Genomic DNA, 26,103 nt, shown 5'->3' with positions numbered 1-26,103 from the left:
AGGCCTCACGCCATGGGGCGGCCCTGGACGCCCGGACGCCGCTGCCAGGGGCGCGGACCGTCGGGCGCGCGGTAGTCCACGCCGAGGGCGTCGAGCCGTGCGTAGTGCGTGCGCATGCGCGCCAGGAAGCCGGCCGTGTCCCGTTCGTGGGGCGCCGGCAGGTGCGACCAGGTCACCTCGGCCAGCGCGGCCAGCCGGGGGAACACCTGGTAGTCCAGGCGCTGGGGCGTCTCCATGGTCTCGGACCAGGCGTTGGCCTGGGCCCCGGCTATCAGGTCCGCCTCCTCCGCCGTCAGTTCGCGGGGGACCGGCTCGAAGAGGTAGACGTCGGTGAGCGTGCATACGTACCCGACCGGTACGGGTTCGCCCTCCGGGGCCTGGCGGTGATCCAGGTAGAGGTGTTCCTCCGGGCACATCACCGCGCTGTGCCCCGACCGGACGGCGGCGATTCCGCCGGTGGTGCCGCGCCAGGACAACACCGTGGTCCCGGGCGGCAGGTCGGACGTGCCGGGCCGCCCCGCCGAGGGCCCCACATCGGCCCGTGCGGCCCCGGACACGGATCCGAACGCGGCGCCGGTGTCGGACCAGGCGGCCGCCTGCGCGCCGGCTCCGGACGCCGGTGCCCGCCGGTCCAGGATCTCGTCCCAGCCCGTCGCGCGCCGGCCCCGCCGCGCCAGCCACACCGCGAAGTGCCGTACCAGCCAGTGCTGGAGGGCGACCTCGTCCGGCAGCCCGAGTTCCTCCCGCCGCGCCTGCACGGCCGGGGAGGCACGCCACTGTTCCATCGGGCACTCGTCCCCGCCGATGTGGACGTACGGCCCGGGGAACATCTCCAGGACCTCCTCCAGCACGCCCTCGTAGAAGCGGAGCGTGGTGTCCGACGGGCTCAGCACGTTGGGACTGAGGCCCCATTCGGTCCACACCCGCAGAGCCGTGGTGTCGACGACGTCGGTGACCCCGAGCTCGGGGTAGGCGGCTATGGCCGCCTGCGAGTGGGCGGGGATGTCGATCTCCGGGACCACGGTGATGTGCCGGTCGGCGGCGTACGCGACGATCTCCCGCAGATCGTCCTGGGTGTAGAAGCCTCCGTGGGGCCGCTCGTCCCACAGCGTCGAGGCGGTCAGGCCGATCCTGCTGCGCGGACGCCAGCCGCCGACCTCGGTCAGCCGGGGATAGCGCCGGATCTGCACCCTCCAGCCCTGGTCGTCGGTGAGGTGCAGGTGCAGGGTGTTGAGCTTGTGGGCGGCCATGAGGTCGAGATAGCGCAGCACCCCGTCCTTGGGCAGGAAGTGCCGGGCGACGTCGAGCATCAGGCCCCGCCAGCGGAATCGCGGCGCGTCCCTGATGCTGACCGGCGGAACCGTCCAGGTCGCCCCCCGGTGCAGCGGGGCCCTGCGGTGGGCCGGGGGACCCAGCAGCTGGCGCAGGGTCTGGGCGCCCCAGAACAGTCCGGCCGGTCCGCCACCGGTGATCGACACCCCCGCGGCGTCCGACTCCAGGAGGTAGCCCTCGGCACCGAGTCGCTCTCCGAGGTGTTCGTCCAGGCGGAGCCGTACGGCCGGACCGGGCTCGGAGCCCGGGCCGCTTTGGACCTGGAGGGGGAGTCCGGTGGCGGCGCCCACGGTGCCGCTCAGCCACCGCGCGGTGGATTCGGTGCCCGTACCGGCGTCGATCCAGGTGTCCGCGCCGAGAACGAGTCCGGGTCCGGTCCGGCCGGTACAGCTCTGCGGCAGGGGGAGCAGGGCGGCCGGTGTCGCCTCGGGCACCGGGGAGAGGGGCGAGGGCGCCGGCGGTGCGCCCGTCCCGGGGCCCGCGGCGGGCAGGGGGGCCGGTGCGATCCGCTGGTCCGCGGCCAGGGGCGGCCTCGCCCCGTCCGTGGTCGACTCGTCCTTGCGCATGTCCACTCCCGTGGTTCGGTCCCGCGGCGCGGCTCGGCGCGGCGGGGGTGACGAAGGGGCTGTGCCGGCCTGTCGTGTGCCGGCGGGCCGACGGGGCGGGGGCCGGGAATCACCGTCGGTCCGCCCCGCCCGCCGGGGGGAGGGCCCGGCCTTACGGTCGAGGACGAACACCGTGTGCGGGGTGCCGAAGGCCGGGTGCGTCCGGGTTCCCGTGTCCCGCATGCCGAGGCGGCGGCAGACGCGCAGGCTCGCGTCGTTGCCGGACTCGACGACGGCGACGAGTGTCTCCGCCCCACGGGTGAAGCAGTCGGCGACCACCGCCGTCGCCGCCTCGCCGCCGAGGCCGCGCCCGCGCGCGTGCGGGGCGAGACGCCAGCCGATGTCCCAGCCGCTCGTGTCAGGCGGCCAGGACGCCGTCGCGGCTCCGGCGTAACCGATGAGCCGGCCTCCCGGACGCTCGCACACCGCCCACCTGCCGAAGCCGTTGCGCCGCCAGTGGTCGAGGACCGCGGTGAGGAAGGTTTCGGCCTCCTGCGCGGTACGGGCGCGCCGGAAGGGATGCCAGGAGAAGCCCGGATCGGCGAAGAGACCCGTCAGGGCGTCGAGGTCGTCCGGCCGCCACCGGCGCAGGACCAGCCGTGCGGTGACCAGTTCGCCGGTCATGCCTTCTCCGTCCGGGGCGCGATGCCCTCGGGGACGCCGTGCGTCCCGCCGCCGTACCGGGCGTCCGGGCCGAGCTCCTCCTCGATGCGCAGCAACTCGTTGTACTTGGCTACCCGTTCGCCCCGCACGGGGGCGCCGCTCTTGATCTGCCCGCACCCGGTGGCAGCCGCCAGTTCGGCGATCAGCGGGTCGTCCGTCTCGCCGGTGCGATGGCTGACCGTGCAGCGGTACCCGGCCCCGTCGGCCCACGCCATGGTGTCCAGGGTCTCGGTGAGCGTGCCGATCTGGCCCGGCTTGACCAGGACGGCGTTCGCGGCACCGTCCGCGACTCCTCTGCGCAGCCGCTCCACCCGGCCCGCGAACAGGCTGTCACCGGTCAGCTGCAGGCGGTCGCCGAGTGCGGCGGTGAGGGACGTCCAGCCGGCCCAGTCCTCGGCGTCGAGGGGATCCTCGATCAGCAGCAGGGGGTGGCGCTCCAGCCATCCGAGGTAGAGGGAGGTCACCGAATCCACGTCGTGGACGGCGCCGTCGAGGTCGTACAGGCCGTCCGGCCGTCGGACGGGACCGATGTCGACGCCCACCCCGACCTCCTGTCCGGGGGAGAGCCCGCCGGCCTCGATCGCCTCGACCAGCAGCTCGAACGCGGCGTCGTTGCTCCCGAGCGGGGGCGCGAAGGCGCCCTCGTCGTCGACCGCCGTGTCCCAGCCCCGGGCGCGGACGAGGGAGCCGAGGCACCGGTGGATCTCGGCGCACCAGGTCAGGGCCTCCCGGAACGAGGCCGCACCGTGGGGCATCAGCATGAACTCGCGTACGTCCGTCGACGCGCCGGGGCCGCGGCCGGAGAGCACGTTCATCTGGGGCACCGGAAGGGTCGGGCGCCGGTCCCCGGCGAGGAGCGCGTGCAGAGGCCTGCCCGCGGAGGCCGCGGCGGCGCGGGCGACCGCGCAGGAGACGGCCAGCGTCGCGTTCGCGCCGAGCGCGGACTTGTCGCGGGTGCCGTCGAGCGCGCACAGCAGGCCGTCCACGCCGCGCTGGTCGTGGGCCTCGTGACCGGCGAGCGCCGGACCGATCGTCCCGATGACCTGCCGGACCGCGGCGGTGACCCCCATGCCCCCGAACCGGCTTCCGCCGTCGCGCAGTTCGACGGCGAAGGAACCGCGTGAGATGCCGCCCGCCACCGAGGCCCTGCCGCGGCTGCCGTCCGTGAGGACCACGTCTGCTTCCACGGTGGGCACGGCTCGGGCGTCCAGCACCTCTCGGGCGGTCACGCGGTGGACGGACGGCATGCAGGACTCCCGGGTGTCGTCGTGGGACGGTGATCGATCCGCGTCCCGGGCCTGAGGGGCGGCCGGGAGGCGGGAGGGGCGGTGAACCGCCGGCGTTCGAGCGCGCACGGGGTCAGGGAAGGTAGGAGGCGGCTGCCTTCAGGTGCTCCACGGGGTCCACGGGCCCGTGCCCGTCCAGCCGCCGCAGCAGGTCGTCGAAGAGCACGAGGCCGTACAGGTGCAGTCCGAGGGCCCGGTTGAGCCGGGTCGCCGGCGGCGCCGCGCGGTCCGAGAGCCGGCAGGCCGACTCGGCCAGGACGTGACTGGCGTGCGCGAGCAGCAGGCGGGGAAGCCACGGCCCCTCACCGAGGCCGCCCGCGGCGAGACCGGACCACACGCGGGGCAGCAGCCCGAGGAATCCGGGCAGGGCGTGGCGCAGCCCGCTCGGTTCCGACAGCGCCACGGTGTATTCGCCCGGGCCGGGCGAGGCGATCGCGCAGCCGCCGCGCATCGTGTCGTCGAAGAGGGTGAGCGTGAACAGCATCTTGGCCAGGTCGTAGACGACGTCCCAGGGCTGGAGGGTGCCGCGCGGGTCGATCAGGTGGAACGCGGGGTCGTCTCGCGGGTGCGGGTCCGCCAGGATGTTGCGCAGGTTGAGGTCCCCGTGCACGGGCACGGACAGCCGGCTGTCCGCGAACAGCGCGGCGATCCGCGGAGCGTTCGCCGCCCGGCAGAGGGGTTCCATGGTGGCCACCCGCCTTCCGTTGACCACCACCGAGTCCTGCCACAGGTCGGCGGGCAGGTGCCGCCGCAGGATCCACCGCCGGCGCGGCAGACGCTCCAGGTAGAGCGTGCGCCACAGATCGCGGTCCGCGGGACGGCAGCCCGTGGTGTACCCGTCCGTGACGAGGGAGCCGAGGACCGTGGAGAGCAGCCCGGTGAAGTCGCTCTCCGCCACGGTGCGGCCGGTGTCGGCGAGTGACGGGTACGGGCTGTACGGCAGCAGATAGGCCGACCATCCCTGCCCGTGCTCGGAGTGCAGCACGGGCAGGTAGCGGGCCGCCGCCCGAGGAGCGGCCGCGGCCAGGTACCGCTGCTGCCGCTCCTTGGCCCGGAACGTGCCCAGACCGTGTCCGTCGACACGGTCGGCGCCCGCTTCCAGGTACTTCAGGACGTATCGTGTCCCGGTGTCGTCACGCAGCAGGGCGCACACCGACTCCGACCCCCCGCTGTCCAGGCGGCCGGCCAACGCCAGTCCGAGCCGTGCGGCGTGCCGCGCGAGCGGGGAGGACGCCGTCGGGGAGGACGCCGTCGGGGGAGGCGGCGGGCCGGGCGCGGGCCGGGCGGTGTGCGGTGCCGGCTGCCCGGTCATGCGGCCCGCGGCCAGTCGGTCGCGGAGAGCGCCTCCAACTCCTGTCGCAGCGCTTCGAGTTCTGCCGTACTGCCCGCTCTCATCCAGTGGCGCAGATCGTCCGGCAGGGCCAGGCCGGCTGGTCGCAACGGCTCCGTCAGCAGTACCGGCGCCTCGGCGGGGGCGCCCGCCGCCGGTTCGGCCACGGGGACACCGTCGCTCATGACGACGAGGTAGGGGAGCGGCGCCCGCGCGTGGTACTTGCCCGCCACGTCGGTACCGCCGCCGTGCCGCCGGTCGGTGTAGATGTTGAAGACCGTGGCGGGCCCCCACGGTGCTCCGGTGAGGTGGAACCAGCCCCGTGGCACCACGGCCGTGTCTCCCGGGCCGTACACGCTGATCGAGAGTGTGGCCGGTGTGGTGTCGTCGCCCATGAGGAGGACGACCCTGCCCGAGACGACCTGGAAGACCTCCAGTTGTTCGAGGGGATTCCAGTGCCCGATCGAGCGGACGGGTTCGCCGTCCGCGAGGATGCCGCCGGTGTAGTGCACCAGGTCACCGCGCCAGTAGAGGGATCCTGCCCGATCGGGCAGGACGCGGTGCGGCTCGGCGTCCCGCTGTGCCGTGTACAACAGCGGGTCGCTGTCGGCCAGGAGCGCGCGCAGGGCCCGTTCGTCGCGCACCACGGGTCCGGTGGAGGCCTTCAACAGATCGGAGAGGTAACGGTTTTCCGGTAGCGGTCGGGACGCGGCGCCGGCGTCCTCCTGGTTGACCTCGTCGACAAAGCGCACGAAATGTTCGCTCCCTTCTGCTGCTGATCGGGGAAACGTCACTGCGATTCGGGTGAAGATCAAGTGATGCGGCCACCGTAATGCGGTGGCCGTTCCCGACCTAGGAAGTTCTTCTTCCGGAACATCAACTTCCTGCATTATCCGGTCCGGTTCGCTCCCGGAGTCCCGGGGGACGTTTCCCAGCGGCGCCGCCGAAGCCCCCCGCGGGGAAGGGGGCGCCGAACCATCCGAGAACGTGACGGGGTGTGATGCTCAGACCGACGGCCCTCGGGCACCACCGGCGTGTACGGGACGCGCGGGCCGCCCTGACGTGTGTCTTCCTCACCGGCGGTGTCCTCTTCGGGTCCTGGGCCTCGCGCATTCCCGACGTCAAGGAACGGACGGGCGTCGGGACCGCCGGCCTGGGCGTGTGCCTGTGGGCCATGGCCGCCGGAGCGCTGCTGGCCAAGGCGGCGGCAGGGCCTCTCGTGACCCGCCACGGCAGTGCCCCGCTGTGCCGCCTGGGCGTCCTGCCGGCCTGCGCGTCGCCGACCCTCCTGGCCCTGGCCGACGACCCGTGGACCCTGGGGGCGGCTCTCACCGTCTTCGGCGTGCTGCTCGGCGTGACGGACGTCGCCATGAACGCGCAGGGCGTGGAGGTCGGCAGGGCGGCCGGGCGTTCCGTGATGTCCTCCCTGCACGCCGCCTACAGCCTCGGCGGGCTGACGGGTGCGGCAGCCGGCGCGTGGTTCGCCGCGCACGGGGTGACGTGCACGGTCCACTTCGCCTCGGTCGGCGCGGTCCTGGGCGCGGCGAACCTGGCCGCCGGCCGCGTGCTCCTGGGACGGTCCGGGAACCCGCCGGGACCCTCAGGTCCACCCGATCGCGCGGTGCCGCCCTCCCCACCGGCCCGCCGCGCACCGGTGGTCCTGCTCGCCCTGGCCTGTCTGTGCGGACTGGCCGCCGAGGGGGTGAGCGCCGACTGGGCCGCGGTCCACCTCCACGAGGACCTGGGAAGCAGCACCGGATACGCCGCCCTCGGCTATGCGGCCTACAGCGCGGCCATGGCGGCGGCGCGCCTCGGAGGCGACCGCCTGACCGCGCGCTGGGGGTCCCTGCGGTCCGCGGCCTGGGGCGCGGCCGGCGCGGCGGTGCTCTTCGCGGGAGCGTTGGCGAGCGCTCGGCCGGCAGCGGCCGTCGCCGGATTCGCCGTCCTGGGGATCGGCCTGTCGCTGGTGGTGCCCGCCGCCGTCGAGACCGCGGGCCACCTGGACGGCCGCGCGTCCGCACGGGCCATCGCCGCCGTCACGGCGGTCGGCGGCGTGGGATTCCTCGCCGGACCGCCCGTCATCGGAACCCTGGCCCGGGTGTGGGGACTGCCGGCCGCCCTGTACCTCGTCCCCCTCCTCGCCCTCGTCGCCGCCGGCCTGCTGCAGGCCGTACGCCACGCACACGGGCCACCCCGTTCCGCACCCGTGACTCCCCCGGCGGAAGCCACCGCCCCACCCCCGAGGAACCCCGGCCGACGAACCGGCCGACGAAGGAGACACCGATGAGAGGCCTGATGGCCACCGACCCCCACGTCCTGGCCACGGCAGTGGCCGACAGCATCGTCGTGGCGGCCGATCCCGAGGCCCGCCGGGCCTGTCTGCTCTACTGGCAGGCCGCCAGACCGTACCTGGACCGCGTCACCGACGCGGCCGTGGCCCATCCCGACGCCGGGATCGCCGGGCCGGCCGCAGAGCTCTCGGCGGCGCCCGCGGACCCCGGCCCGCACCGGAGGCTGTGCGCCGCCCTCGCGGCCCCGCGGGCGCAGGGCCCCGCCACCGACGCGGTGTTCGCCGCCGCCTGGGAGGCGGAGGGCGTCAACAGGCTCGGACACCACCTGGGGGCCGCCTACACCCCGGGAGCCGATCCCGTGGACGTCGACACACTCCTCGCCGTGCCACCCGGAACCGGGCGCGCCGCCGCGGACGCCGAGATCCTGATCGTCGTCCCCTTCCGGGACCGCGACACCGGTGGCTTCCGGCTGCGGAACCTGCTGGCCTGCCTCGCGGCACTGGCGGACCAGTCGTACGCGCGCGACCGCTACCGCATCGCGGTCGTGGAGTCCGACAGCGAACCGCGCTGGCGGCACGCCGTCGAGCCCCATGTCGACCGCTACGTCTTCGCCCCCAAGGCCGGACTGTTCAACAAGTCGTGGGCCGTCAACGTCGGCGTCGTGTCGAGCGCCGGCACGGCCGAGGCGATCTGCGTCCTCGACGCGGACGTGCTGGCGGACCGCGACTTCGTCGCCCGCAACGCGGACCGGTTCCGCAGACCGGGCACCAGCGGTCACCTGACGTACCGGAACATGCTCAACCTCACCGACGAGGCGACCGCCACGGCCATCCGCAGCCGCGTGCTCCGGGGCGAGGCCGAAGCGGACGTCGCGCAGCTGCGGGGCTTCGTGCTCCGTCGCCCCCCGGGGTGCTGCCTGTGGGTGCGCACCGAGGCCTTCCACCGCATCGGCGGCATGGACGAGCGGTACGAGGGCTGGGGAGGAGAGGACAACGACTTCGCCTACCGCATGGACTTCCACACCGCCTTCGACAGCTACGACGACACCCTGCTGCACCTGGCGCACCCGCCGGCTCCCGCGACGAAGGACGACGGCGAACTGTTCAACGCGCACATCCCCATGCTCAGCTGGCGCCCCGAGCGCCCCATCGGCGATCCCGGCCGGTTCGCCCCCGGCCGCACCCCGGCCGGCCACGGGAGGTGACCTCGCATGCCCGGTCCCGGATACGCACACTTCGGCCCCGAGGAGCGCGCCAACGTCGAGGAGGTCCTGAAGAACTGGGACCGCACACGGTTCGACTACGGCAGGCCGCAGGGCGCCACCTTCGTGAGCCGCTTCGAGTCCACCGCCCGTGAGGTCTTCGGCGCCGAGCACGCGGTCGCGGTGAACAGCGGTACGTCCGCCCTGCTGGCCGTGCTGGCAGCGGTGGGGATCGGACGCGGCGACGAGGTGATCGTGCCCGCCTACACCTTCATCGCCTCGATGGCGAGCATCGTGCACTCCGGCGCGACACCCGTCCTGGCGGAGATCGACGAATCCCTGACCCTCGATCCGGCCGACGTCGAGAGCCGCATCACCCCGCGCACCCGGGCCGTCATGGCCGTCCACATGCTCGGAGCGCCCTGCGACCTCGCGGCGCTGCGCGCCGTCGCCGACCGGCACGGCCTGCTGCTCGTCGAGGACGCCGCCCAGGCCTGCGGGGCGACGTACGGCGGACGGGCGCTGGGCACCTTCGGAGCCGCGGGGGCCTTCTCGCTCAACCCCTACAAGGTGATCACCAGCGGCGACGGAGGCTTCGTCCTCACCGGAGACCGGGACCTCCACCGGCGTGCCCATGCCTACAAGGACCACGGCCGCTACCCCGCGGACGGTGAAGCGGGTGAGCCGCTCTTCGGACTGAACCTGCGCATGCCCGAACTGTGCGCGGCCGTCGCCTGCGCGCAGTTGGAGAAGCTGCCGGCCGTCCTGGCGCGGACCCGCGAGGTCAAGCGGCGGCTGGCGGAGGCGATCCCGGTACGGGACGGAGTGAGGCGCAGGACGCTCCACGACCCCGCCGGGGAGTGCGGCACGCTCCTGGTGCACCTCTTCGACCGGGCGGCCGAGGCCCGGGCGGTGGCCTCGGCGCTGGGGACCTCCACCCTGCTGGAGTCGGGCCAGCACTACTACGGCAACATGCGGCAGCTCGCCGCAGTGACGGCCGGCCCGGGGGGACAGGACCTGCGGCCGGGGGCGATGCCCCGGACGGACGACTGCCTGGCCCGCGCGGTGGCCCTCTCCGTCGGGGTGTCGGACGCTCACCTCGGCGCGGGGTTCGGAGCGACGGTCCATTCCTCCCGGGAGGAGATCACCCGGGTCGCGGAGCGGTTCACCGAAGCGGTGGACGCGGTTCTCGGACCGTAGCCTCAGGGGAGACCCGCCCCCGCCGGACCCCGGTGTCCGGCGGGGGGCGGGAACGCCGGGGGGAGCGGGGCCGGTGTCCGGTCGTCCCCGGCGCGGCCGGCGTTCCCGAGGCGGCGAGCGGGGCGACCGGCGCCTCCCGGCGTGGAAGGCGCCGCCGCGGAGTGCCGCACCGGCCGTCCTCGCGACGGGGCCGGTTCGTAGCATGTGCAGGTCATGCCCGCCCATGCGAGGAGCCCCTGTGCAGCGCGCCGTCCTGCCGCCGACCCCGACCGCACGGCGACTGACCGTGCAACGGCTGAGCCGCTTCGAGGACGGTGGGGAACTGTCGGCGCTGGTGTGGCGGGCGGGCCCGGGATGGCGGATGGTCAGCAGCGCCGTCCTCGGCGGGGGAGTGGGGGAGCGGCTCTGGGTCCTCAACGCCCAGGTCCGCCACGGCTACCGGCGCCTCGACCCGGCCGAGCACCTGGGGCAGGTCGCCACCGCGGCCGGTCTGACCGGTGCGGGCGTGGGCCTGATGACGGCGGCCGACGTCGCGGAACACGCCCACGCCGCCGACGGCGGCGTCGACGCCCTCGTCACCGCCGGCATCGAGGTGCGCGGGTGGGCCGCCGCGCCCGCCGACCCGCCCGGCACGAACGGCTCCTTCGCGCCCGGCACGATCAACGTCCTCGCGACGATTCCAGTGGCCCTCGGCGACGCCGCGCTGGTCAACGCCGTCGCCACCGCGACCGAGGCCAAGGTGCAGGCCCTGGTCGAGGCCGGTCTCGACTGTTCCGGCACACCGACCGACGCCGTCTGCGTCGCCGCCCGCGTGCCCCGGCCGGGCGAGGACGTGCACGCCTTCGCGGGACCGCGGTCGCTGTGGGGCGCACGCCTCGCACGGGCCGTGCACCGCGCCGTCCTCGCCGCACTGCCCCGGCCCGTCGCCCCGCCCGCCGGAACCCGCGAACCGTGACGGCGGCACCGTACGTGCAGCGGCCTGACCGGACGCGCACGGCGGCCCGGACCGGCCACCGTCTCGGACCCGCGAGGGCGTAGGCGCCACGGTGCCGGTGACCGCGAGGACCCACGGCCGTCCAGGTGGCGTTCGTGGGTCGCCGCGGCAGCAGCGTCCAGGTCACCGTCCGCACCGGCACACCGGCCGGGCACGGGGACGGGGACGGGGCGAGGGCCGACATGACAGGGCCAGGGGCCGCCTCGCCCTACCAGATCAGGCACCAGTAGTGGCCGTGGTGGCCGATGCCGATACGGCCGCCCTGCGGAACCAGGCTCGGGTCCGGCCGCCCCACGGCCGCCATCGAGCACACCGGGTCACCGACCGTCCCCGCCACGGCCATCCGCCGAGCGGCGGCCACCGCCGTCGTGGACGTGTACCACGTGGTTGTCGCCGGCTTGGTGCCGCCGCGCGTCGGTGTCGGCGTCACCGGCTCGGGCGGGGGAGTGGTGGCGGAGGCGGCGGGTGCGGGTGTCGACGGCCTCGACGGCCGTACCGGTGTTGGTGTCGTCACGGTTCGCGGGGGCCGGGTCGAGGCTTCGGGTGCCGCAGGCCGGGTGTGCGCCGGGGTCGCTTCCCTCGTCCGGCCGGTGGACGCGTCCGACGTCGCTTCCCTCGTCCGGCCGGTGGACGCGTCGGCCGTCGCCGTCCCTTTCGCCGTCGTCGGGGGGGACGTCGGCCGGTGTGCGGACGGCTGCCGCGGCCCGGTCCCGTCCGCGGGTGTCGACCGCTCGGCGGGCGGTTTGGCCGGACGGGTACCGTCCGCCCCTGTCGGTGCGGGCGAGAGTGTGCCCGCGGGCGTCGACCCGGTCGAACGAGACTCTGACGCTGCCGGTGGTGGCGTGCTCGGCGTCTCCGGCTCGGGCGTCCAGGTCGGTGGAGGGCTCAGCGTCGGCGGGGGGCTCAGCGTCGGCAGGGACAAGTCGGTCGAGGGTGAAGGCTCCGGACGAGGCCTGTCGCCGTCCTGCGCCACCAAGGCCCATACGCCGACACCGCCGAGGACGAGCATGACGGCACCGCCCGCGATCCACGGAGCCCGTCGGGGCGGACGTCGGTGACGGTTCATGGTTCTCACTGTCCTACGGGTCCGGGCAGGACGCTCGTCGCCCGGTGGGCTTCGAAGGCCGAACCGCCCGGCTGATCGTTGCGGAATGAGGTTCGGAGGCGTCTCGAACAGATGGTGCTGCAGACGAGTCGAAGCAGGCCGAGGCGGAGACCGGTGCGTATCCGGCGATGCGTTCCCGCAGGTCATCAGGTACCGGACCGTCCGGCACCCGCAGAACTTCGCCCTCGTGCGGCCCGTCTGCAAGGGCCTGCCACGGGTCTCGTCCCGAAACGATCAGTGAGGCGGTCTCACTCCTCGCTCGCCGACGAGCGTGGCCGGGGTGCCTCAGGGATGGGCTGGGTGCTCGCCGGGTTCGGTACCTGCGCGGGCGCGGTGGCAGTGACGACGGCGCGACCGGCCGGAACCGGTCCGCGGGCTCGTAGCGGACCGGACCGCCGAGTCGCCGTCGCAGCAGCACCGCATTCTCGTGCCGCAGCACCGGTGGTTCGGCGTCCTCGGCCGTATCCCGGCGCAGCGGGACCGCGGGCACGGACGACGACATCCGACCGGCCTGGTGCCGCAGCGGGATGATCACGAGCCCCACAGCGTCGGCGGCGAGGGATCCCCCACATATCTGGGATGGGATGTGCCGGCCGGTCGCGGCACTCTTTACCTGGTCGATGGCGGCGAGCCGCCTTCGGCGCATTCGGTCACGACAACGAGGGGGAAGAGATGTCCATACGAAACAAGGCCATCGGGATGCTGGCCGCAGTCACAACCGCCGCCGGCCTGACGGTGGCGGGTACTTCGGCTGCCGTTGCCACCCCGCCTGCGGCGGGTAACGCGGTCACGGCCTCCGTGTGGCGGAACATCGCCCTGACCGGGACCTACACGATCCGCGACGACGAGGGCATTTTCGCCGCCGGTACGTACTGCAACGGCAACGTCGCCTCCGAGGGCTGGGTGAACGAGGTCCGCACGCCGTCGGTGTGGTGGGAGACCACGTGCGGGGGCGAGATCCGTGTGGAGAAGCACGTGTCCGCGGAGACGGACGCCACCGGCGGAGTCATGGTCCACGTGACCCTGCGGTTCTACGAGGGCACGAACGACACCAACACCGACCTCGACGCCGAGTACAACTTCAACCGGTACGTCCCCGCGGGTCAGACCTCGACGGTCAGCGAGATCACGCTCCGCAACGGGGAGAACGGCGGTAAGGACTGGGCGAAGCTCAACCTCGTCCTGCACAACAACCGCTGACAGGTACCGAGGCGCCGGTCGCGCGTCTCGGACACGCACGGTTCCCGGGCACGGTGAGCGCAGGCGCGGCCACCTGCGCGAACCGAGCTCGGGAGCCGCCGCCCACGCTGGGAACGGACAACGCAACCTCCGGCGTGGGCCGGCTCGTCCCGCTCGGCGTGCTCAGGCCTGAGCAGGAGTGCCCTGCGCGAGGTCCTCCACCACGACGCGGATGGTCGTGCCGTGCTCGGCCGGGTGCGCTGTCCGCAGCCGGATCTGGTGGCGGTGGCGGTGGCTGTGGCGGAACAGCCGACACGGGGGAGCGGCCGACCGAGGTTCCAGCCGCCGAAGACGGCGTACGGGACCCCGGCAGCGCCCGTACGGAACCGGGTGTTTCCCCGGACGCCTGACGGGCGGTCATCGGTCCGAACTGCTCGACGGCGACCGGTACGTGCTCGGCCGGGCCGCTGTTCACCGCCGTGGCGCTCGGAACGCTCGCCGGCGACCTCGCGATCGGCCGGCTGGTCACCCCGGAACGAAGGGAACGGCTGGCCGGGCCGCTGGCACTGCTGCTCGGTGCGCCGCTGCTCGGGTTCGTGCTCTCGCCCGGACCGGTCACCGCGGCGCTCCTGCTCGCCGTGTCCGGGTTCGGGGGCGCGTACCAACTGGGGCTGGCCCGGCGCTTCCTGGAGGCGGTGCCGGAGGCGAACCGAGGCCAGGCCTTCGGGCTGGCGCTGACCGGGACCATGACGTTGCAAGGGCTTTTCGCGGCCGGCGGCGGGGCGTTGGGCGAGGTGTCAGCGCCCGGCCTGGTCGTCGCGGTGGCGGGCGCCGCGTCCCTGCCGGCCGTACTGGGTCTCTGGCGCGTGCTCGTGCCGTCGGGGTCGTAGCGGCGCACGGGGAGCGGCCGATGCCGCAGGAGGGTTCGGCGAAGCCGGTTCGGCGTCGTAGTGGCGGCCGCCGCCACCGCGTACAGCCGGGGCCGCGCCGGGCGGGGAGCGCAAGCCCCGCGCCCGGCACGCACCGCCGCCCTGTCACGGCAGGCCGCGGGCCGGCGGAGCACATGAGTCCACCGTCTGACGGCACCGTGGCCGGATACGACCCCGGGATGGGCCCTGTCACCTCCCGTGGCCGCGCGTCCGGCCGCCGGCCTGGCGTGTTCGATCGCGACTCCGGTCGCACGGGCGACATGCCTGGATACGACTCCGGTCGCACAGGGCACATGCCTCGGAGTGCGACTTCGGTCGTACACGATGGCGACCTGGGACCGATGTGGCAGCGCGTGCCCTGCGCCGAGGATGGCCGGGTGACCGAGATCATCACGGGGCTGTACCTGTCCCCCCTGGAATTCCTCGCCTTGGTGGGTGCCGTCGCGATGGTGGTGGCGCGTTGGCTTCCCCCCGCCGCCCGCCCCCGCGTCACGATCGCGGCGGGGGCCGTTCTCGTGCCGTCCGCGATCGTGCTGGGCGTGGCGGGGACCCGCTGGCAGATGCTGCCGGTACTGGCAGGAGCTGTTCTCGCGCTGCCGTTCGCCGTCTCCCCGTTGCTGCGACGCCGCAGCGGCCGGCCGGCGTGGCGGGCCCGATGGTGGCTGGCGCTGCCGGGATCGGCTGCCTGCGCCGGCCTGATCGCCACGGGTCCGGTGGCCGCCTGGGCCTTCCCCGTACCCGTGTTCCCCGAGCCGTCGGGCGACTTCGCGGTCGGCACCCGCGTGGTGCAGTGGACCGACCCGCGCCGTCCCGAGAGCTTCACCGCCGATCCGCACGACCGGCGCACGGTCGTGGTCCAGCTCTGGTACCCCGCCCGGCGGGGTCCCGCGGGCGCGCAGCGGGCCCAGTACCTCGGGCGCACGGAGCGCGAGGCGCGCACCGTGTCCGACGCCCTCGCCCGCGAGGTCGGCCTGCCCGGTTTCCTGGTCGACGGCGTCCCGCGTGCCCGTACCCGTTCGGTCTTCAACGCCCCGGTGGCCGGTGGGGGCGGACGGTTCCCGGTGGTGCTGTTCTCTCCCGGGTCGGGCGGAGTGCGCACCCAGAACACCGCCTGGGCGGAGGAACTGGCCAGCCACGGCTACGTGGTCGCCGCCCTCGACCACCCGTACGACTCCGCCGCCGTCGTCCTCGCCGACGGCCGAACGATCAACACCGAGCTCACCTCCACCGGCGACCGGGACGAGGACGACAAGCTGGCGGCCGGCTGGACGGCTGTCCGGGCCGCCGACCTCAGCTTCGTCCTCACTCAACTGGGCCGTCTGGACCGGGGCGAGATCGCCGGCCCGCTGACCGGACGCCTGGACACCGGCCTGGTCGCGGTGACCGGCCACTCCATGGGTGGTGCCGCCGCCCTGCAGGCCGCCCGGCAGGACCACCGGTTCGACGCCGTCATCGATCTGGACGGCTACCCCCACGGCCCCACCTCCCCCTCCCTCCACCAGCCGACGCTCGCGCTCACCCAGGCCATCACCCCGGAAACCGACCCACGTTACGTACCCCGCCTCACCAAGGTCCTCAAGCTCGGCACCGCGACGAGCTACCGGCTCACCGTCCCCGGCGCCGCACACCTCACCTTCATGGACGGCCCCCTGTACCTGCCGCCCGTGCCCTCCCTGGTCGGCTCCCTGGGCCGCACCGGGAGCCCGCGCGCCGTCGCCGCACCCACTCTCGCCTTCCTGGACACCACTCTGCGGCACGAACCCGGCGACCCGGCCGGCATTCTGTCGGCCTACGGCGACCTCAGCGTCTACCGCCCGGGCGACGGCCGCTGAGCTCGGCAACCGGTCCAAGTCCGGCATCACCAAGGGCACCAAGGGGTGGGTAGGCAGCGATGGCCTGATCAACCTGGTCGGCTGACCGATTCCCGCGTCCGCCGGAGGGGAACGCGGGGAGTCCGGCTGTCCGCTCAGGGCCGACGCCTGCTCGGTCCGTCCTCGCAGGTGATCTCGTCACGAGGGGTGTAGCGCGTGCGGAACGGCTCCCGCCTCACTTCCCGGCCGTCGTTGCTGAAGACCCGCTCGACGGTGACGTCGAAGCCCTCGAGCGGGGTCTGCGGCACGCACTTCTCAGCGGTGCTCACCTTCTTCGCCGACTGCTGCACGTGGGTGCGCGGCCCCTTGACGGACGTGATCTCGTCGTACTTCCTGGTGCCGAGGAAGGTGACGGTCACCGAGGTGTCGGTGGACTCGGCCTGGATGTAGACGGCCTTGCCGGAGTCGTTGGTGAACCTCAGATCGAGGCTGCCCCAGGCGACCGTCGCCTCGCGGCCCTCGGGGTAGCGCTCGATGTAGAAGGAGTGGGCGCCGTGCTCGACGGGCTTGACGCCGGCGAAGAACATCGCGTTGAAGACGGTCGTGGCCACCGCGGAGACACCGCCGCCGGGCGCCTTGGTGTACTGGTCGTCGAGGATCATGACGCCCTCGACGAAGCCGTTGGCCTTGGTGCGCTCGCCGACGGTCCGGTTGAAGCTCCAGGTCTCGTTCGGCATGACGACGGAGCCGTTGATGAGTTCCACGGCCCGGCCGATGTTCGTCGTGCGGTAGGCGGCCGGTTCGAAGTCGACGGTGAAGGAGGACATCTTCTCGGTCAGCCCCAGGCGTGCCGCGTTCTCGCGGGTGACCTCCGGCTGGATCTGCCGCGTGGTCACCTCGCCGGTGCGGGCGGCGCCCGACTTGGTGAGCAGGGGCAGGACGGCCTTGCTCAGGGCCTTGTCGGTGATCTCCGTGCCGGGTCTGGCGTCGGCGGCCACCACGACCTTCTCGCCCTCGAGTCCCAGCCGGGCGTTCCGGGGTGTGGTGGGGAGACCGTTCAGGACGCCGGTCACTGCGGGGGCGGCGCGCAGGCCCTTGCTGTCGAGGTTCGGGGTGAGTCCGCCGGCGTCGTCCGGCCGCATCGTCAGGTACTCGCCCAGCACGGCCGGGGTGATCGTCAACCGCTTGCCGCCCGCGGAGAGCGTGACCGGTGCCGACATCGCCGGCTGCGCGAACTCGCGCACCGCCCGTCGCGTCTCTTCCGCCGTGACTCTCGGCTTGGTCTCGTGTGCGGGCAGCACCGTGACCGAGTCGGCCGCGCCGCGCAGGAAGGGGGCGCGCAGAGCGCCGATCGCGGCGTCCACGTCCAGCGCGTACCCGGTGCGCGGGGCGATCTGCTCGACACGGCCCTCGGTGAAGGAGACGGCGCCGTCGCGGACCTTCTCATCGAGGGTCTCCGCCAGCTTCCCGACGGCGGCACGGGCCTGGTCCTCGTCGATCCGCACGACCGGCTCGATGTCACCGCCCGAGGGGAACAGCCCGCCGATCACGCTGACCGGATCGGCACCGGTGGACGCCGCCCGGTCAAGGGTCTCCCGGATGTCGAAGGTGAGCCCCGCCTGCCGCGTATCGACCGCGGCCCTGCGGTCGCCGACCTGCACGGCCAGCTTCCGCGGGCCGGCCGCCACCAGGTGCTGCTCCAGCTTTCGGGCGGCCTCCTCGCGGGTCAGGCCCCCGATGTCCACGCCGCGCACCGTCGTACCCGTCTCGATCTCACCGCCGGTGAGCAGCAGCGCGGCGAGATACAGGCCGCCCAGGCCGACGGCCGACGCACCGCCCGCCAGGGCGACGGGAGGGAGAGAGGCTATGCGGAGGATGGAGGGCACTCGGGGACGCACAGGTCTCCTGAACGATCGATGGAATATGCACCCAATGCCGCGGCACTGTGAGCGAGAGCAGTCGTTCAGGCTACGCACAACCGGCGCCAAAGCGTATATCTCAGGTCACACCGGGCCTTCTGGATCAGTGGCCTGAGTGATGAGCGCAACGGCACCCGACATGCTCAGCGCCCGGATCACCCACTTGACCAGGGGGCGGGGCCTGACCGACGCGCAGGTTCGCCGCCGTGGTCCCTGCGGATGCGGGCAGGCCGGTCCGTTCGGTGGTCAAGCGAGGCCTCGAGCGGCGGCCGGTCGCTCGACGTCACGAACTCACCGCTGCGCGACGCGCTCGCAGGCAAACGGGGTAGCTCCACGTGCACGATGCCGACGCGGCTTCGAGCCTGAGGTCATGAGTATCCGTCCATGGGTCATCGTCGAGCCGCCGGACAGCCGAGGTCTTCGCCGCGTCACCATCGGCGGTGAGAAGGTCGGCAGCGCCTGGTCGCTGGCCGAACTGCGCAGAATGCTGGACCGCCACGGCTACCCCGAGGACGTGGATCTGGATGATCCGGCATGCGTGTGCTGGCGTGGGGGCGGCAGCGGGACCTGGTCCGACCGGGCCTGGAGAAGGCGTCTCACCATGTCCCTCATGGTCGCCGGGCCACTTGCTTCCATGGTCTTCAACGCGGTCATCGGATGGCCGGACGCCTTGGGGGCCCTGACTTTCGCGCAACGGATCACCGGACTCCTGTTCGTCCTCTCGGGCGTGGTGCTGGGAATTGCGGCGATCGCGGCACTCGACTACTGGGGGCGCCGACAGTTCAGGGTCTCCGGAGCGATTGTCCTGCTGGGGGCGATCATTGTTCTGGCCACCGACGGTCTCCTGTTTCTTCTCTGGTTGGAGGAGCGGGAGTACACGCGCTACACGTTGGTCTACTTACCCGCATTGTGCTGGTCCCTGTGGGCGCTGTTCCTTCTCGTGCGCCAAAAATCATGGAAAGGAGTGCCGCAGCCGAAGAAATTCGCGGCCGGGGTGGTGGCCACGGTGCTGCTGACCGCTGTCAGCCTCGCGTACTCGACCATGTACCAGCCCGCGTCCGCTCCCATGCACTTCACTCTGAAGGCGGAATTCGGGAAGGCCTGGAAGGACGACACCGTTGATTTCGTGCACGTCCCGCTGACGCTCTACATGAAGAACACCGGAGGGATTCCGGTGTACATCATCAATGATATCTACACGGTCCGCGGAAGGATCGCCGTGTATTCTTACGGGGAGGAAGACCTGGTGGCGGAGTGGAGAGAAAGCGTCGACAGGTCGGGGACACGCGGCGGAGAGGCCGAGCTCTACGTCGACCAATTTAAATACACCACCATCAGCAGTGGAAGATTCTATGAATCCGGAAATTCACTCGATGTCGGGGAGGAGTATGCCATGAAGCGCGTGTTCCAAATCCCCAGGAAGGTCGGGTACGACACCGTGAGTGTTGAATTTCAGATCTCGTACATGAGGAGGGACCGGGGGAGGGTCGATGTGGTGGAGTTCAGGTCTCCCCACCCTTCGTGGAAAGAAACCGAGGCGCGCTACCACTGCGAACCTGCGGTATGCGGGGAGCAGCTCGTCTACCGTGGAAGGGTGCGGCACAACAACAATCTCATCAACGTGACGCGCAAGCCCCGTTATGTGACCGCCGTCTGGTCGCCAGGGGGGCGTTTCGTCTCTTCGATCTCCTCCTTCCCTTTCAGTTATGGCGGAGTGGGCGACTACCGGGAAGAAAGGAGGGAGCTGGAGAGGTACGGGGCCGCGACGGTCCGGGTCGACTCGGAGGTCTCCGCGGCCGAACTGTTGAGATCCGCCGGGGTCTGACCGGTCAGTCGCCGGACCTCATGAGCCAGGTGCCCACGGTGATGTCGAAGTCCTTGTCAAGGTATGTGGCAGTCTGCTCGCAGTACGCGGCAGAGCCTCCCAAGCTCCCGAACAGCTTGTCGCGCGGCACGAGCTCGGCGAGTGCGGTGATGAGCGGTGCGACTTCGAACGGACCGTGCGTGTGCTCGTCGTTCCGCAGTTGGGCGAGGACGTCGAGCATGTCGTCGCTCTTTTCCTGCGCCTTCCAGAAGTCCTTGACCCCTTCGGCCTCCCACTGAGGAGGAACCAGCTTCTTCAGCCCTCGCATGAGGGCGGACTCAGGGGTGGACTCGAATATGGCGCTGGTGCAGAACGCGGCCGCCTTTCCGAGTGCCTCCTCCGGACGCTCCTGGGCGTCGGCGGAACGCTCCTGCTGGTCCTTCATGCGAGACGTTTTCTGATCCAGTTCCTTCGTGGCTCTGGATCGGTCCTTCTGTGATGTCCGGGGGTCACTGATTTTCCTGAGCAGCGCGCTGACCTGCTGCGTGATTTTCGCGAGCTGTTCTTTTTCTTTCGGCGGTGTCCTCCGGTCGTGCATGATGTCCGAAGAGGAACTCACCAGCACCAGGGTGTTCCCGATCGCCTGCTTCGAACCGAGGCTCCTGGGTGAGTTCTGGCTCGTGTTCGCCGGGCCGGCCTGCGGCTCGTCCTGACTCCTCGCCACGACGTAGGTCGTGTCTTTCACGATCGTGATCATCTGTTCCCGCACGGCCTGTGGTGTTCGCGGATCGCAGATCACGTCCAGGAGGGTGGTGGTCCGTTTGACCACCAGGGTGAGCATGGACCGCTGTTCGGCCGGCACCCGCGGACTGTTGACCGCATCGAGTGTCGACGTCACCTGCGTCACGATCGCGGTCAACTCCTTCCGCAGCTCGGGAGGTGTTCCGCGGTCGCTGATGGCCGCCAGCGCCGTGGACAGGTTCTCCGCGCTCTCGACGACTCCCTGCCGGTCCTGCGGTGAGGTCTCCGGGTCCTCGACCGAGTCGATGACGGTGATGAGCGTTTCCACCGTCGAGGCGAGGTCTTCGGGGAGCTGTTCCTTCTCCTCGTTCAGTGTCGTCGTCGCCTCGTCGATTTTCGCCTGCTGCTCCGGCGGTGGTTCGGTCGTCTGTCCGTCCGTGTCGCCGTCCGTGTCGCCATCGGGGTCGCCGTCCGTGCTGCCGTCCGTGCCGCCGGGGTCTGACGGCTCCGACGCGTCGGGTGTCCCGCTCGGTGTGGAGGAAGGAGACGTCGCGGTCTGCGACGGGTCGCTCGGTTCGGACGGCGGTGCGGAACCGGGTGGTGAGGAGGGGGACGTCGCAGGTCCCGTCGGATCGATCGGTACGGACGGAGGAGACGAAGGGGACGGCGGAGGAGCCGTGGTCTGAGCCCGCACACCGGCACGGTTCTCGTTCGGGCTCTGAGCGTTTCCCGCGGCGGTCATGAGACCTGCCGGCAGCGCGAGCGCCGCGGCCAGAACGGATGCGTTGGCCGCGTGAAAGACGTGTCGCCGAGAAATTCTGGCCATGATGGTTCCAGATACGCTTGGCGCGGTGCTGTTCCGTCCGTTGCGGATTCTTCCTGCTGACGAGGGCTCCAGAAGATGCGGAGCCTGAAGAACGCAGAGCCGATATACCTCCACTCTTCACCCGTCCGGCCCATCCCGCAACGGGAACACAGGGCGGTGGTGGCATCGGTTCCGGGACGCTCAGCAGGCCAGGTGCCTGCGCGCCGAGCTCAGTTCCGCGGTGCCTGCTGTGGCTCTTGGCGGCACTGCGCCCGCTGCCCGGCGCTCTGCCGGCTGTGCCGAAGCGATCGTCAGAAAGCCTGTGTGCCAGCACGTTTCCGGAACCGCATGCGACGTGCCTCGGGCGCGTGGTGGAAGTAGGACGACGGTGACCGACCGGCAGGCGCACGCCTCGACCGGTGGCCTCCACGCTCCCGGGGAGTCGCGATGGTGGCCCCGTCCCGTGTGCGCTTCGGAAAGCGCAACGATGAGGTCGAGACCACTCAGTTGGCGCTCGTCGGCGTCGGAGCAGGCATACCTCCAGGTGTTACCGGCTCCTTGACGGCCGGGCAGACCGGCTTCAACTCGGATGCTCCGGCGACGAGGTGGCTGTTCTGCGCTTCGGTGAACAAGGCCGTCGATCGGAACCACCCTGCGATGCCACCCGGTCGCCGCGGTCCGTCGGCCGCGGAGCACCTCGCCCTCGTGCCGCCCGTGCCGCCCGGATTTCAGCGGTGGGACAGCAGGAGGCGCTACAGCTTCGGGACCAGGAACTCCCGCCGTCCATCTGAAGGCCGACCAGGTTCATCGGCTGCCCCGGCCGGCGGCTGGGAAAGAGCCACCGCGAGCCTCTGCCGCCGCGCGGGGCAGAGGCTCACGGGAGCAGAAGCAGACAGGAGCGAACGCAGGCCCGCGTCAGGTCGCTCGACGGGGCGCGAACCGGTACCTCCGAGAAGCCGCACGTCCCGACCGCGCGGACCTACTGGATCGGGGAGTCGGGCGGGGGCAGGTGGATGGTGCGGTCCCGGTCCACTGCTTCGACTCCGGCGACCTCCTGCAGAGCCGGGATCCGGTCCTCGGCGACGGTTCCGGACAGCGTGCCGAGGACCGGCTGCTCGCCCGTGACGGTCAGCCCGGCCCGTCGCGCGGCCTCGATCACTTCCGCGAACCGGTCGGGGTCGACTGCGAGAACGACTCCGACCGGTCCGGACCGCGAAGACTCGCTCACGGGACCTGGAGCAGACCCGAGCCGACATCCTCGACGGGTTGCGTCAGCGGGAAGGCACCGGACAGGAGACTGGCCTTGAGGCCGACCGAGCCGGCGTTGGGGTTGGCCTCGGCGAGCAGTGCGACGACACCCGCGACGTGCGGCGTGGCCATGCTGGTACCCGACATCGACTGGTATCCGCCGCCGGGGGCGGCCGAGTGCACGTCCCTGCCGGGCGCGGCGATGTTGATCTCGCCGCCCGCGCCGTTGATGGCGCCGCAGGAGAAGAACGATGTCGTGAGTGACTGGTCGAGCGAGGCCACCGCGAGGATGGAGGGGCAGTTGGCGGGTCGGCCGACGGGTTCGACGGACTGGGGGCGTTGGCTTTCGTTTCCCGCGGCGGCCACGATCAGCGTCCCCCGCTTGAGAGTGCGTTGGGCCAGCTGCTCGTACGTCTGGGGAAAGAGCTCACCTGGCCGGACGCGAGCGCCGAGCGACATGGAGATCACTCGCGCGCCCCGGCTGACGGCCCAGGCCATGCCCGCCAGGATCTGGCCGTCGGCGCCGCTGCCCGCATTGCTGAGCACCTTCCCGGCGAGTATCCGGGCCTCGGTCGCCACGCCGTAGCGGGGCCCCTGTTGGGGGTTGGCCGGGCCGGCGGCGGTGCCGATGCAGTGCGTGCCGTGGCCGTGGCCGTCCTCGACCGTCTCGCCGGACACGAAGGAGGCCGTGTCCTCGATCCGTCCGGCCAGGTCCGGGTGGCCGGTGTCCACGCCGGTGTCGAGGACGGCGATCTTCACACCGCGTCCGGTCAGGCTGGACAGGCCGGCACGGATGGCCTGGAGGCCCCAGGTCAGCTTCTGCTCGTCAGGGGCCGGCCCCTGTGCAACGGCCATCTCGGCCTTGGTGTGACGTTCGACCGTCTCCTCGTCGCTGCGGTAGGCCGGGAAGAACTCGGCAGGTGCCTGCTGCGGGGCGGTGATCACCGAGGCGTAGACCATGCGTTCCGGTTCGGCCGCGATGATCGACGGATCGGCCTCGGCCGTGGTCACCAGCGCGTGGCGCTGGTCGGCCCGCACCTCGACGACGGCGGCGCCGAGTTCTTCGAAGTGGACCGATACGTCGGGGTTCTCCAGGAGTTCGGCGATGTTGGTGGTCTCGGCTCCGCTCACCCGCTCCACGGGCGCGATGTCGGCGGCGGAACGCAGCGCGCTCAGACCGCTCTGCTGGTTGCCCAGGTCGAGCAGGACCACGTACCGGCCGGTGTACTCAGTGCCCCGGCCCGACGGGCCCCCATCGCGGCGGGGCGGCTGTCCGCCGAAGGCATGCCTGTTCAAGGGTTCGTTCGCCATCGGATTTCCCGCTTTCTGTGCGCTTCCTCGACCAGGGGACGCACGCCGACGAAACCAGTGCCGGGCTTCCGGGAGCGGTGGGTCGCGGTTCGGCCGCGTATCGACGCGCGAGCCGTCGCCTGCAGGGCTGTTCCTGCCGGGCCGCTGTCTGGGCAACGCCCTCCCGTCCACCGTCCCACCGGGTGCGGGGGCCTGCAACACGGCGCTGCTCCAGCCGTTCCGGAGATACGGACTGCCTTTTGTCGCAGCGGAGTTGACAGCGGACCGGACTCGTCTGACCATGTCAGTGACGATGAAATGTCTGATTTGTGCTTACCTGCCGGGTGTCGGCGGTCCTGGTGGCAGACGGAAACGCACCGAGGGAGACGGACATGAGCGAACCGTCCGAACACCCACAGCAGCCTCCGCCCCGGGACGCCGGGGGTGAGAACCCCACGGTGCGTTTCGACGCCACGGTCCACCCCGGCGCGACGAACCGTGATCTCCTCGGCGTCGCCGATCTGGATCTGGACCGGATCCCCGATCGGGAGGGCGGGGTCCGGGTGGTCGTCTCCCCGCAGGAGTGCCGGCGACTGCTGGAGAGCGGCTACGAAGTCCGTCTGCACGCCCAGGTGCCCGTGCGACCCCTCCCCGCCGAACTGGTGGAGCAGGACGACTCGGTAAGGGCCTGGCTGGAGGAGCGCGTCCGGGGCGTCGAGCGGTCGGGAGGCACGTGATGTATCGAACGGTCCCCCAGCTCGACTCCGTGATCTCGCTCCTCGCCACGTGGTTCCCCCAGCTGTGCACGAGGACCCGACTGCCCGAGACCTCCGTCGGGGGCCGCCCGGTGTTCGCCCTGCGGTTGCGGGCCGGCGAGGGCGGAGACCGTCGAGGTGTCCTGTTCGTGGGCGGCACCCACGCCCGCGAGTTGATGAACCCGGACGCCCTGGTGGAACTCGCCGTCGACCTCGTCGTGAGCTGCCTGAAGGGTACCGACGTCGTGTACGGCGGCCGTGCCTGGACGGCTCAGGAGGTCGGACTCGTCCTGGAGAGCCTCGACCTCTGGTTCGTGCCCTGCTCCAATCCCGACGGCCGCAACCAGGTGCTGACGGTCGACAACATGTGGCGCAAGAACCTCCGCGACAACCCGGGGACCTCGTGCGACGGGGTCGATCTCAACCGCAACGCGGACCTGCTCTGGGGAGTGACCGAGGGGCAGACCTCTTGCAGTCCCTGCAGCGATGTCTTCGTCGGGTCCGGCGCGTTCTCCGAGCCGGAGACCCGTAACGTCAAGTACCTGCTGGACACGCAGGCCATCCACACTTTCGTGGACGTGCACTCGTTCTCGGAGCTCGTCCTGTACCCGTGGGGTCACGCCCACAACCAGACCAGCGATCCGGCACAACGGTTCACGAGCCTGCCCACCGGAACCTGTGCGCCCATCGGCGTCCCGGGGCATCGGGAGTACATCACGCCCGAGGACCTGCTCCGCTTCACGACGGTCGGGCAACGGGTCGTCGACGCGATCGCGGCAGTACGCGGGCGCGCGTACACACCGCAGACAGGCCGGGCTCTGTACGCCACCACCGGCGTACAGAGCGACTACGCCTACAGCCGCCACATCGCCGATCCCGCGCTGCGCAAGACCTACGGCTTCACCCTCGAGACGGGCCCGCCGGTCGATACCGTGGAGGACTCCTTCCACCCGCCGGACCCCACCCTCGTCAAGCGCGACGCCAAAGCGGGCCTGCTGGCGCTCGCCCAGCAGAGCGTCTGCGCCTTCGACCTGATCGGTCTGCAACTGCTCAGGCGCCGGACCGAGGTGGACGCGCTGCGCGGAGTCCGTGAGGAAGTGCTCGCGAGCACCGAGGCGGGCCGCGAGTGGATCGCCCTCATCGAACGGGTAGAGCTGCCCGTCGCCTCGATCTTGTTCACCGACGAGCGCCTGGCAGGGCGGGCCGCCGCCCTGATCGAGCGCGCGGGGGAGCGGTTCGAGGGCGAGAGGTCCGTCGTCAGTGACGAGGACGTCGACCTGGGGCGGGCCCTGCTGAACGAACTCGCTGAGCGGGCCGGAGCCGAGGACGCCCAGGTGCGCACCGATCTGGAAGCCGTGGGCGCGGCTCTGGAGCAGGCGAGAAGGGTGCCGCCGGCCGAGGTGCTGAAGCAACTGACGAGCCGGGGCCCGCTGTAGCGGTTGCCTCGGTCCCGTCCTGCCCCGCTGCGAGGGAACGACGTCCCGTACCGATGGGCCTGTTGACCTCTGAATGACGAAAAGTCCTGCCTGGAACGGTGCCGACGGCGTCGGGCGATCCGTTGAACCACGCGAACACCGGTGCGCCGCTCGGACCGCCCTCGGTGTCGGCCCGGTGT

Annotated in this window: 19 protein-coding genes and 1 pseudogene; 10 read left to right on the top strand and 10 right to left on the bottom strand. The window is 71.8% G+C overall.

Going from position 1 to position 26,103, the window contains the following annotated elements; all coding sequences use genetic code 11:
• Positions 1-5: 5 nt before the first annotated feature.
• The 5 genes and pseudogenes from ACGFQC_RS18260 to ACGFQC_RS18240 all read right to left on the bottom strand — a co-directional run bounded on the left by ACGFQC_RS18260 (position 6) and on the right by ACGFQC_RS18240 (position 5,968).
• Positions 6-1,766: a beta-N-acetylhexosaminidase gene (locus tag ACGFQC_RS18260; RefSeq protein ID WP_393288414.1), complete on the bottom strand. Its 1,761-nt coding sequence runs from the start codon at positions 1,764-1,766 to the stop codon at positions 6-8.
• A 360-nt stretch (positions 1,767-2,126) separates the two neighbouring features.
• Positions 2,127-2,561 (bottom strand): annotated as a pseudogene (locus ACGFQC_RS18255) (GNAT family N-acetyltransferase); the annotation flags it as partial.
• Positions 2,558-3,847 carry a phosphopyruvate hydratase gene (locus tag ACGFQC_RS18250; RefSeq protein WP_363090543.1) on the bottom strand — a complete coding sequence of 430 codons (1,290 nt, stop codon included), beginning with the start codon at positions 3,845-3,847 and terminating at the stop codon, positions 2,558-2,560. The pseudogene ACGFQC_RS18255 and the gene ACGFQC_RS18250, both read right to left, overlap by 4 nt.
• A gap of 112 nt (positions 3,848-3,959) precedes the next feature.
• Entirely contained in the window at positions 3,960-5,198 is a 1,239-nt protein-coding gene (locus ACGFQC_RS18245; RefSeq protein ID WP_363090544.1) for a phosphotransferase, read from the bottom strand.
• The gene (locus ACGFQC_RS18240) at positions 5,195-5,968 is read right to left on the bottom strand and encodes a hypothetical protein (RefSeq protein WP_363090545.1); all 774 of its coding nucleotides are present in this window, start codon (positions 5,966-5,968) and stop codon (positions 5,195-5,197) included. Before ACGFQC_RS18240 ends, ACGFQC_RS18245 begins: the two co-directional genes overlap by 4 nt.
• Before the next feature lie 248 nt (positions 5,969-6,216).
• Between ACGFQC_RS18240 and ACGFQC_RS18235 the strand changes: the two genes are divergently transcribed.
• From ACGFQC_RS18235 to ACGFQC_RS18220, 4 genes are all read left to right on the top strand, one after another.
• A complete protein-coding gene (locus ACGFQC_RS18235) occupies positions 6,217-7,503 on the top strand; it encodes an MFS transporter (RefSeq protein WP_363090546.1) in 1,287 nt (428 codons plus the stop codon).
• Entirely contained in the window at positions 7,500-8,711 is a 1,212-nt protein-coding gene (locus ACGFQC_RS18230; RefSeq protein ID WP_363090547.1) for a galactosyltransferase-related protein, read from the top strand. The genes ACGFQC_RS18235 and ACGFQC_RS18230 overlap by 4 nt, the downstream gene beginning before the upstream one ends.
• A gap of 6 nt (positions 8,712-8,717) precedes the next feature.
• Complete coding sequence (locus ACGFQC_RS18225; protein ID WP_363090548.1) at positions 8,718-9,908, top strand: DegT/DnrJ/EryC1/StrS family aminotransferase; 1,191 nt, start codon at positions 8,718-8,720, stop codon at positions 9,906-9,908.
• A 223-nt stretch (positions 9,909-10,131) separates the two neighbouring features.
• The gene (locus ACGFQC_RS18220; RefSeq protein ID WP_393288359.1) at positions 10,132-10,863 is read left to right on the top strand and encodes an adenosylcobinamide amidohydrolase; all 732 of its coding nucleotides are present in this window, start codon (positions 10,132-10,134) and stop codon (positions 10,861-10,863) included.
• Positions 10,864-11,110: 247 nt separating this feature from the next.
• On the opposite strand, the gene ACGFQC_RS18215 is transcribed toward ACGFQC_RS18220, so the two are convergent.
• Complete coding sequence (locus ACGFQC_RS18215) at positions 11,111-11,332, bottom strand: hypothetical protein (protein WP_363090550.1); 222 nt, start codon at positions 11,330-11,332, stop codon at positions 11,111-11,113.
• A 1,347-nt stretch (positions 11,333-12,679) separates the two neighbouring features.
• Here ACGFQC_RS18215 and ACGFQC_RS18210 point away from each other — a divergent pair.
• The 3 genes from ACGFQC_RS18210 (at position 12,680) to ACGFQC_RS18200 (ending at position 15,947) form a co-directional block, all read left to right on the top strand.
• The gene (locus ACGFQC_RS18210) at positions 12,680-13,207 is read left to right on the top strand and encodes a hypothetical protein (protein ID WP_363090551.1); all 528 of its coding nucleotides are present in this window, start codon (positions 12,680-12,682) and stop codon (positions 13,205-13,207) included.
• Positions 13,208-13,665: 458 nt separating this feature from the next.
• Positions 13,666-14,076 carry a hypothetical protein gene (locus tag ACGFQC_RS18205; RefSeq protein WP_363090552.1) on the top strand — a complete coding sequence of 137 codons (411 nt, stop codon included), beginning with the start codon at positions 13,666-13,668 and terminating at the stop codon, positions 14,074-14,076.
• Between the two features lie 380 nt (positions 14,077-14,456).
• On the top strand, positions 14,457-15,947 hold the full coding sequence (locus ACGFQC_RS18200) for a hypothetical protein (protein WP_363090553.1): 1,491 nt from the start codon (positions 14,457-14,459) through the stop codon (positions 15,945-15,947).
• Positions 15,948-16,081: 134 nt separating this feature from the next.
• Here ACGFQC_RS18200 and ACGFQC_RS18195 read toward each other — a convergent pair whose 3' ends face one another.
• On the bottom strand, positions 16,082-17,803 hold the full coding sequence (locus ACGFQC_RS18195; protein WP_363090630.1) for a VanW family protein: 1,722 nt from the start codon (positions 17,801-17,803) through the stop codon (positions 16,082-16,084).
• A 412-nt stretch (positions 17,804-18,215) separates the two neighbouring features.
• Between ACGFQC_RS18195 and ACGFQC_RS18190 the strand changes: the two genes are divergently transcribed.
• The gene (locus ACGFQC_RS18190) at positions 18,216-19,670 is read left to right on the top strand and encodes a hypothetical protein (RefSeq protein ID WP_363090554.1); all 1,455 of its coding nucleotides are present in this window, start codon (positions 18,216-18,218) and stop codon (positions 19,668-19,670) included.
• Positions 19,671-19,674: 4 nt separating this feature from the next.
• Here ACGFQC_RS18190 and ACGFQC_RS18185 read toward each other — a convergent pair whose 3' ends face one another.
• The 3 genes from ACGFQC_RS18185 to ACGFQC_RS18175 form a co-directional block, all read right to left on the bottom strand.
• Positions 19,675-21,216: a hypothetical protein gene (locus tag ACGFQC_RS18185; RefSeq protein ID WP_363090555.1), complete on the bottom strand. Its 1,542-nt coding sequence runs from the start codon at positions 21,214-21,216 to the stop codon at positions 19,675-19,677.
• 958 nt (positions 21,217-22,174) lie between these two features.
• A complete protein-coding gene (locus tag ACGFQC_RS18180; protein ID WP_363090556.1) occupies positions 22,175-22,423 on the bottom strand; it encodes a hypothetical protein in 249 nt (82 codons plus the stop codon).
• Entirely contained in the window at positions 22,420-23,754 is a 1,335-nt protein-coding gene (locus tag ACGFQC_RS18175; protein WP_363090557.1) for a S8 family serine peptidase, read from the bottom strand. The genes ACGFQC_RS18180 and ACGFQC_RS18175 overlap by 4 nt, the downstream gene beginning before the upstream one ends.
• A gap of 371 nt (positions 23,755-24,125) precedes the next feature.
• Here ACGFQC_RS18175 and ACGFQC_RS18170 point away from each other — a divergent pair, with 371 nt between their 5' ends.
• Positions 24,126-24,470 carry a hypothetical protein gene (locus ACGFQC_RS18170; protein WP_363090558.1) on the top strand — a complete coding sequence of 115 codons (345 nt, stop codon included), beginning with the start codon at positions 24,126-24,128 and terminating at the stop codon, positions 24,468-24,470.
• The gene (locus ACGFQC_RS18165; protein WP_363090559.1) at positions 24,470-25,924 is read left to right on the top strand and encodes a M14 family zinc carboxypeptidase; all 1,455 of its coding nucleotides are present in this window, start codon (positions 24,470-24,472) and stop codon (positions 25,922-25,924) included. The genes ACGFQC_RS18170 and ACGFQC_RS18165 overlap by 1 nt, the downstream gene beginning before the upstream one ends.
• The last annotated feature ends 179 nt before the right edge of the window (positions 25,925-26,103 follow it).

The sequence above is a fragment of the Streptomyces sp. NPDC048734 genome (genome assembly GCF_043198675.1).
Classification (GTDB): domain Bacteria; phylum Actinomycetota; class Actinomycetes; order Streptomycetales; family Streptomycetaceae; genus Streptomyces.
This window is presented reverse-complemented; position numbering and strand designations above follow the sequence as displayed.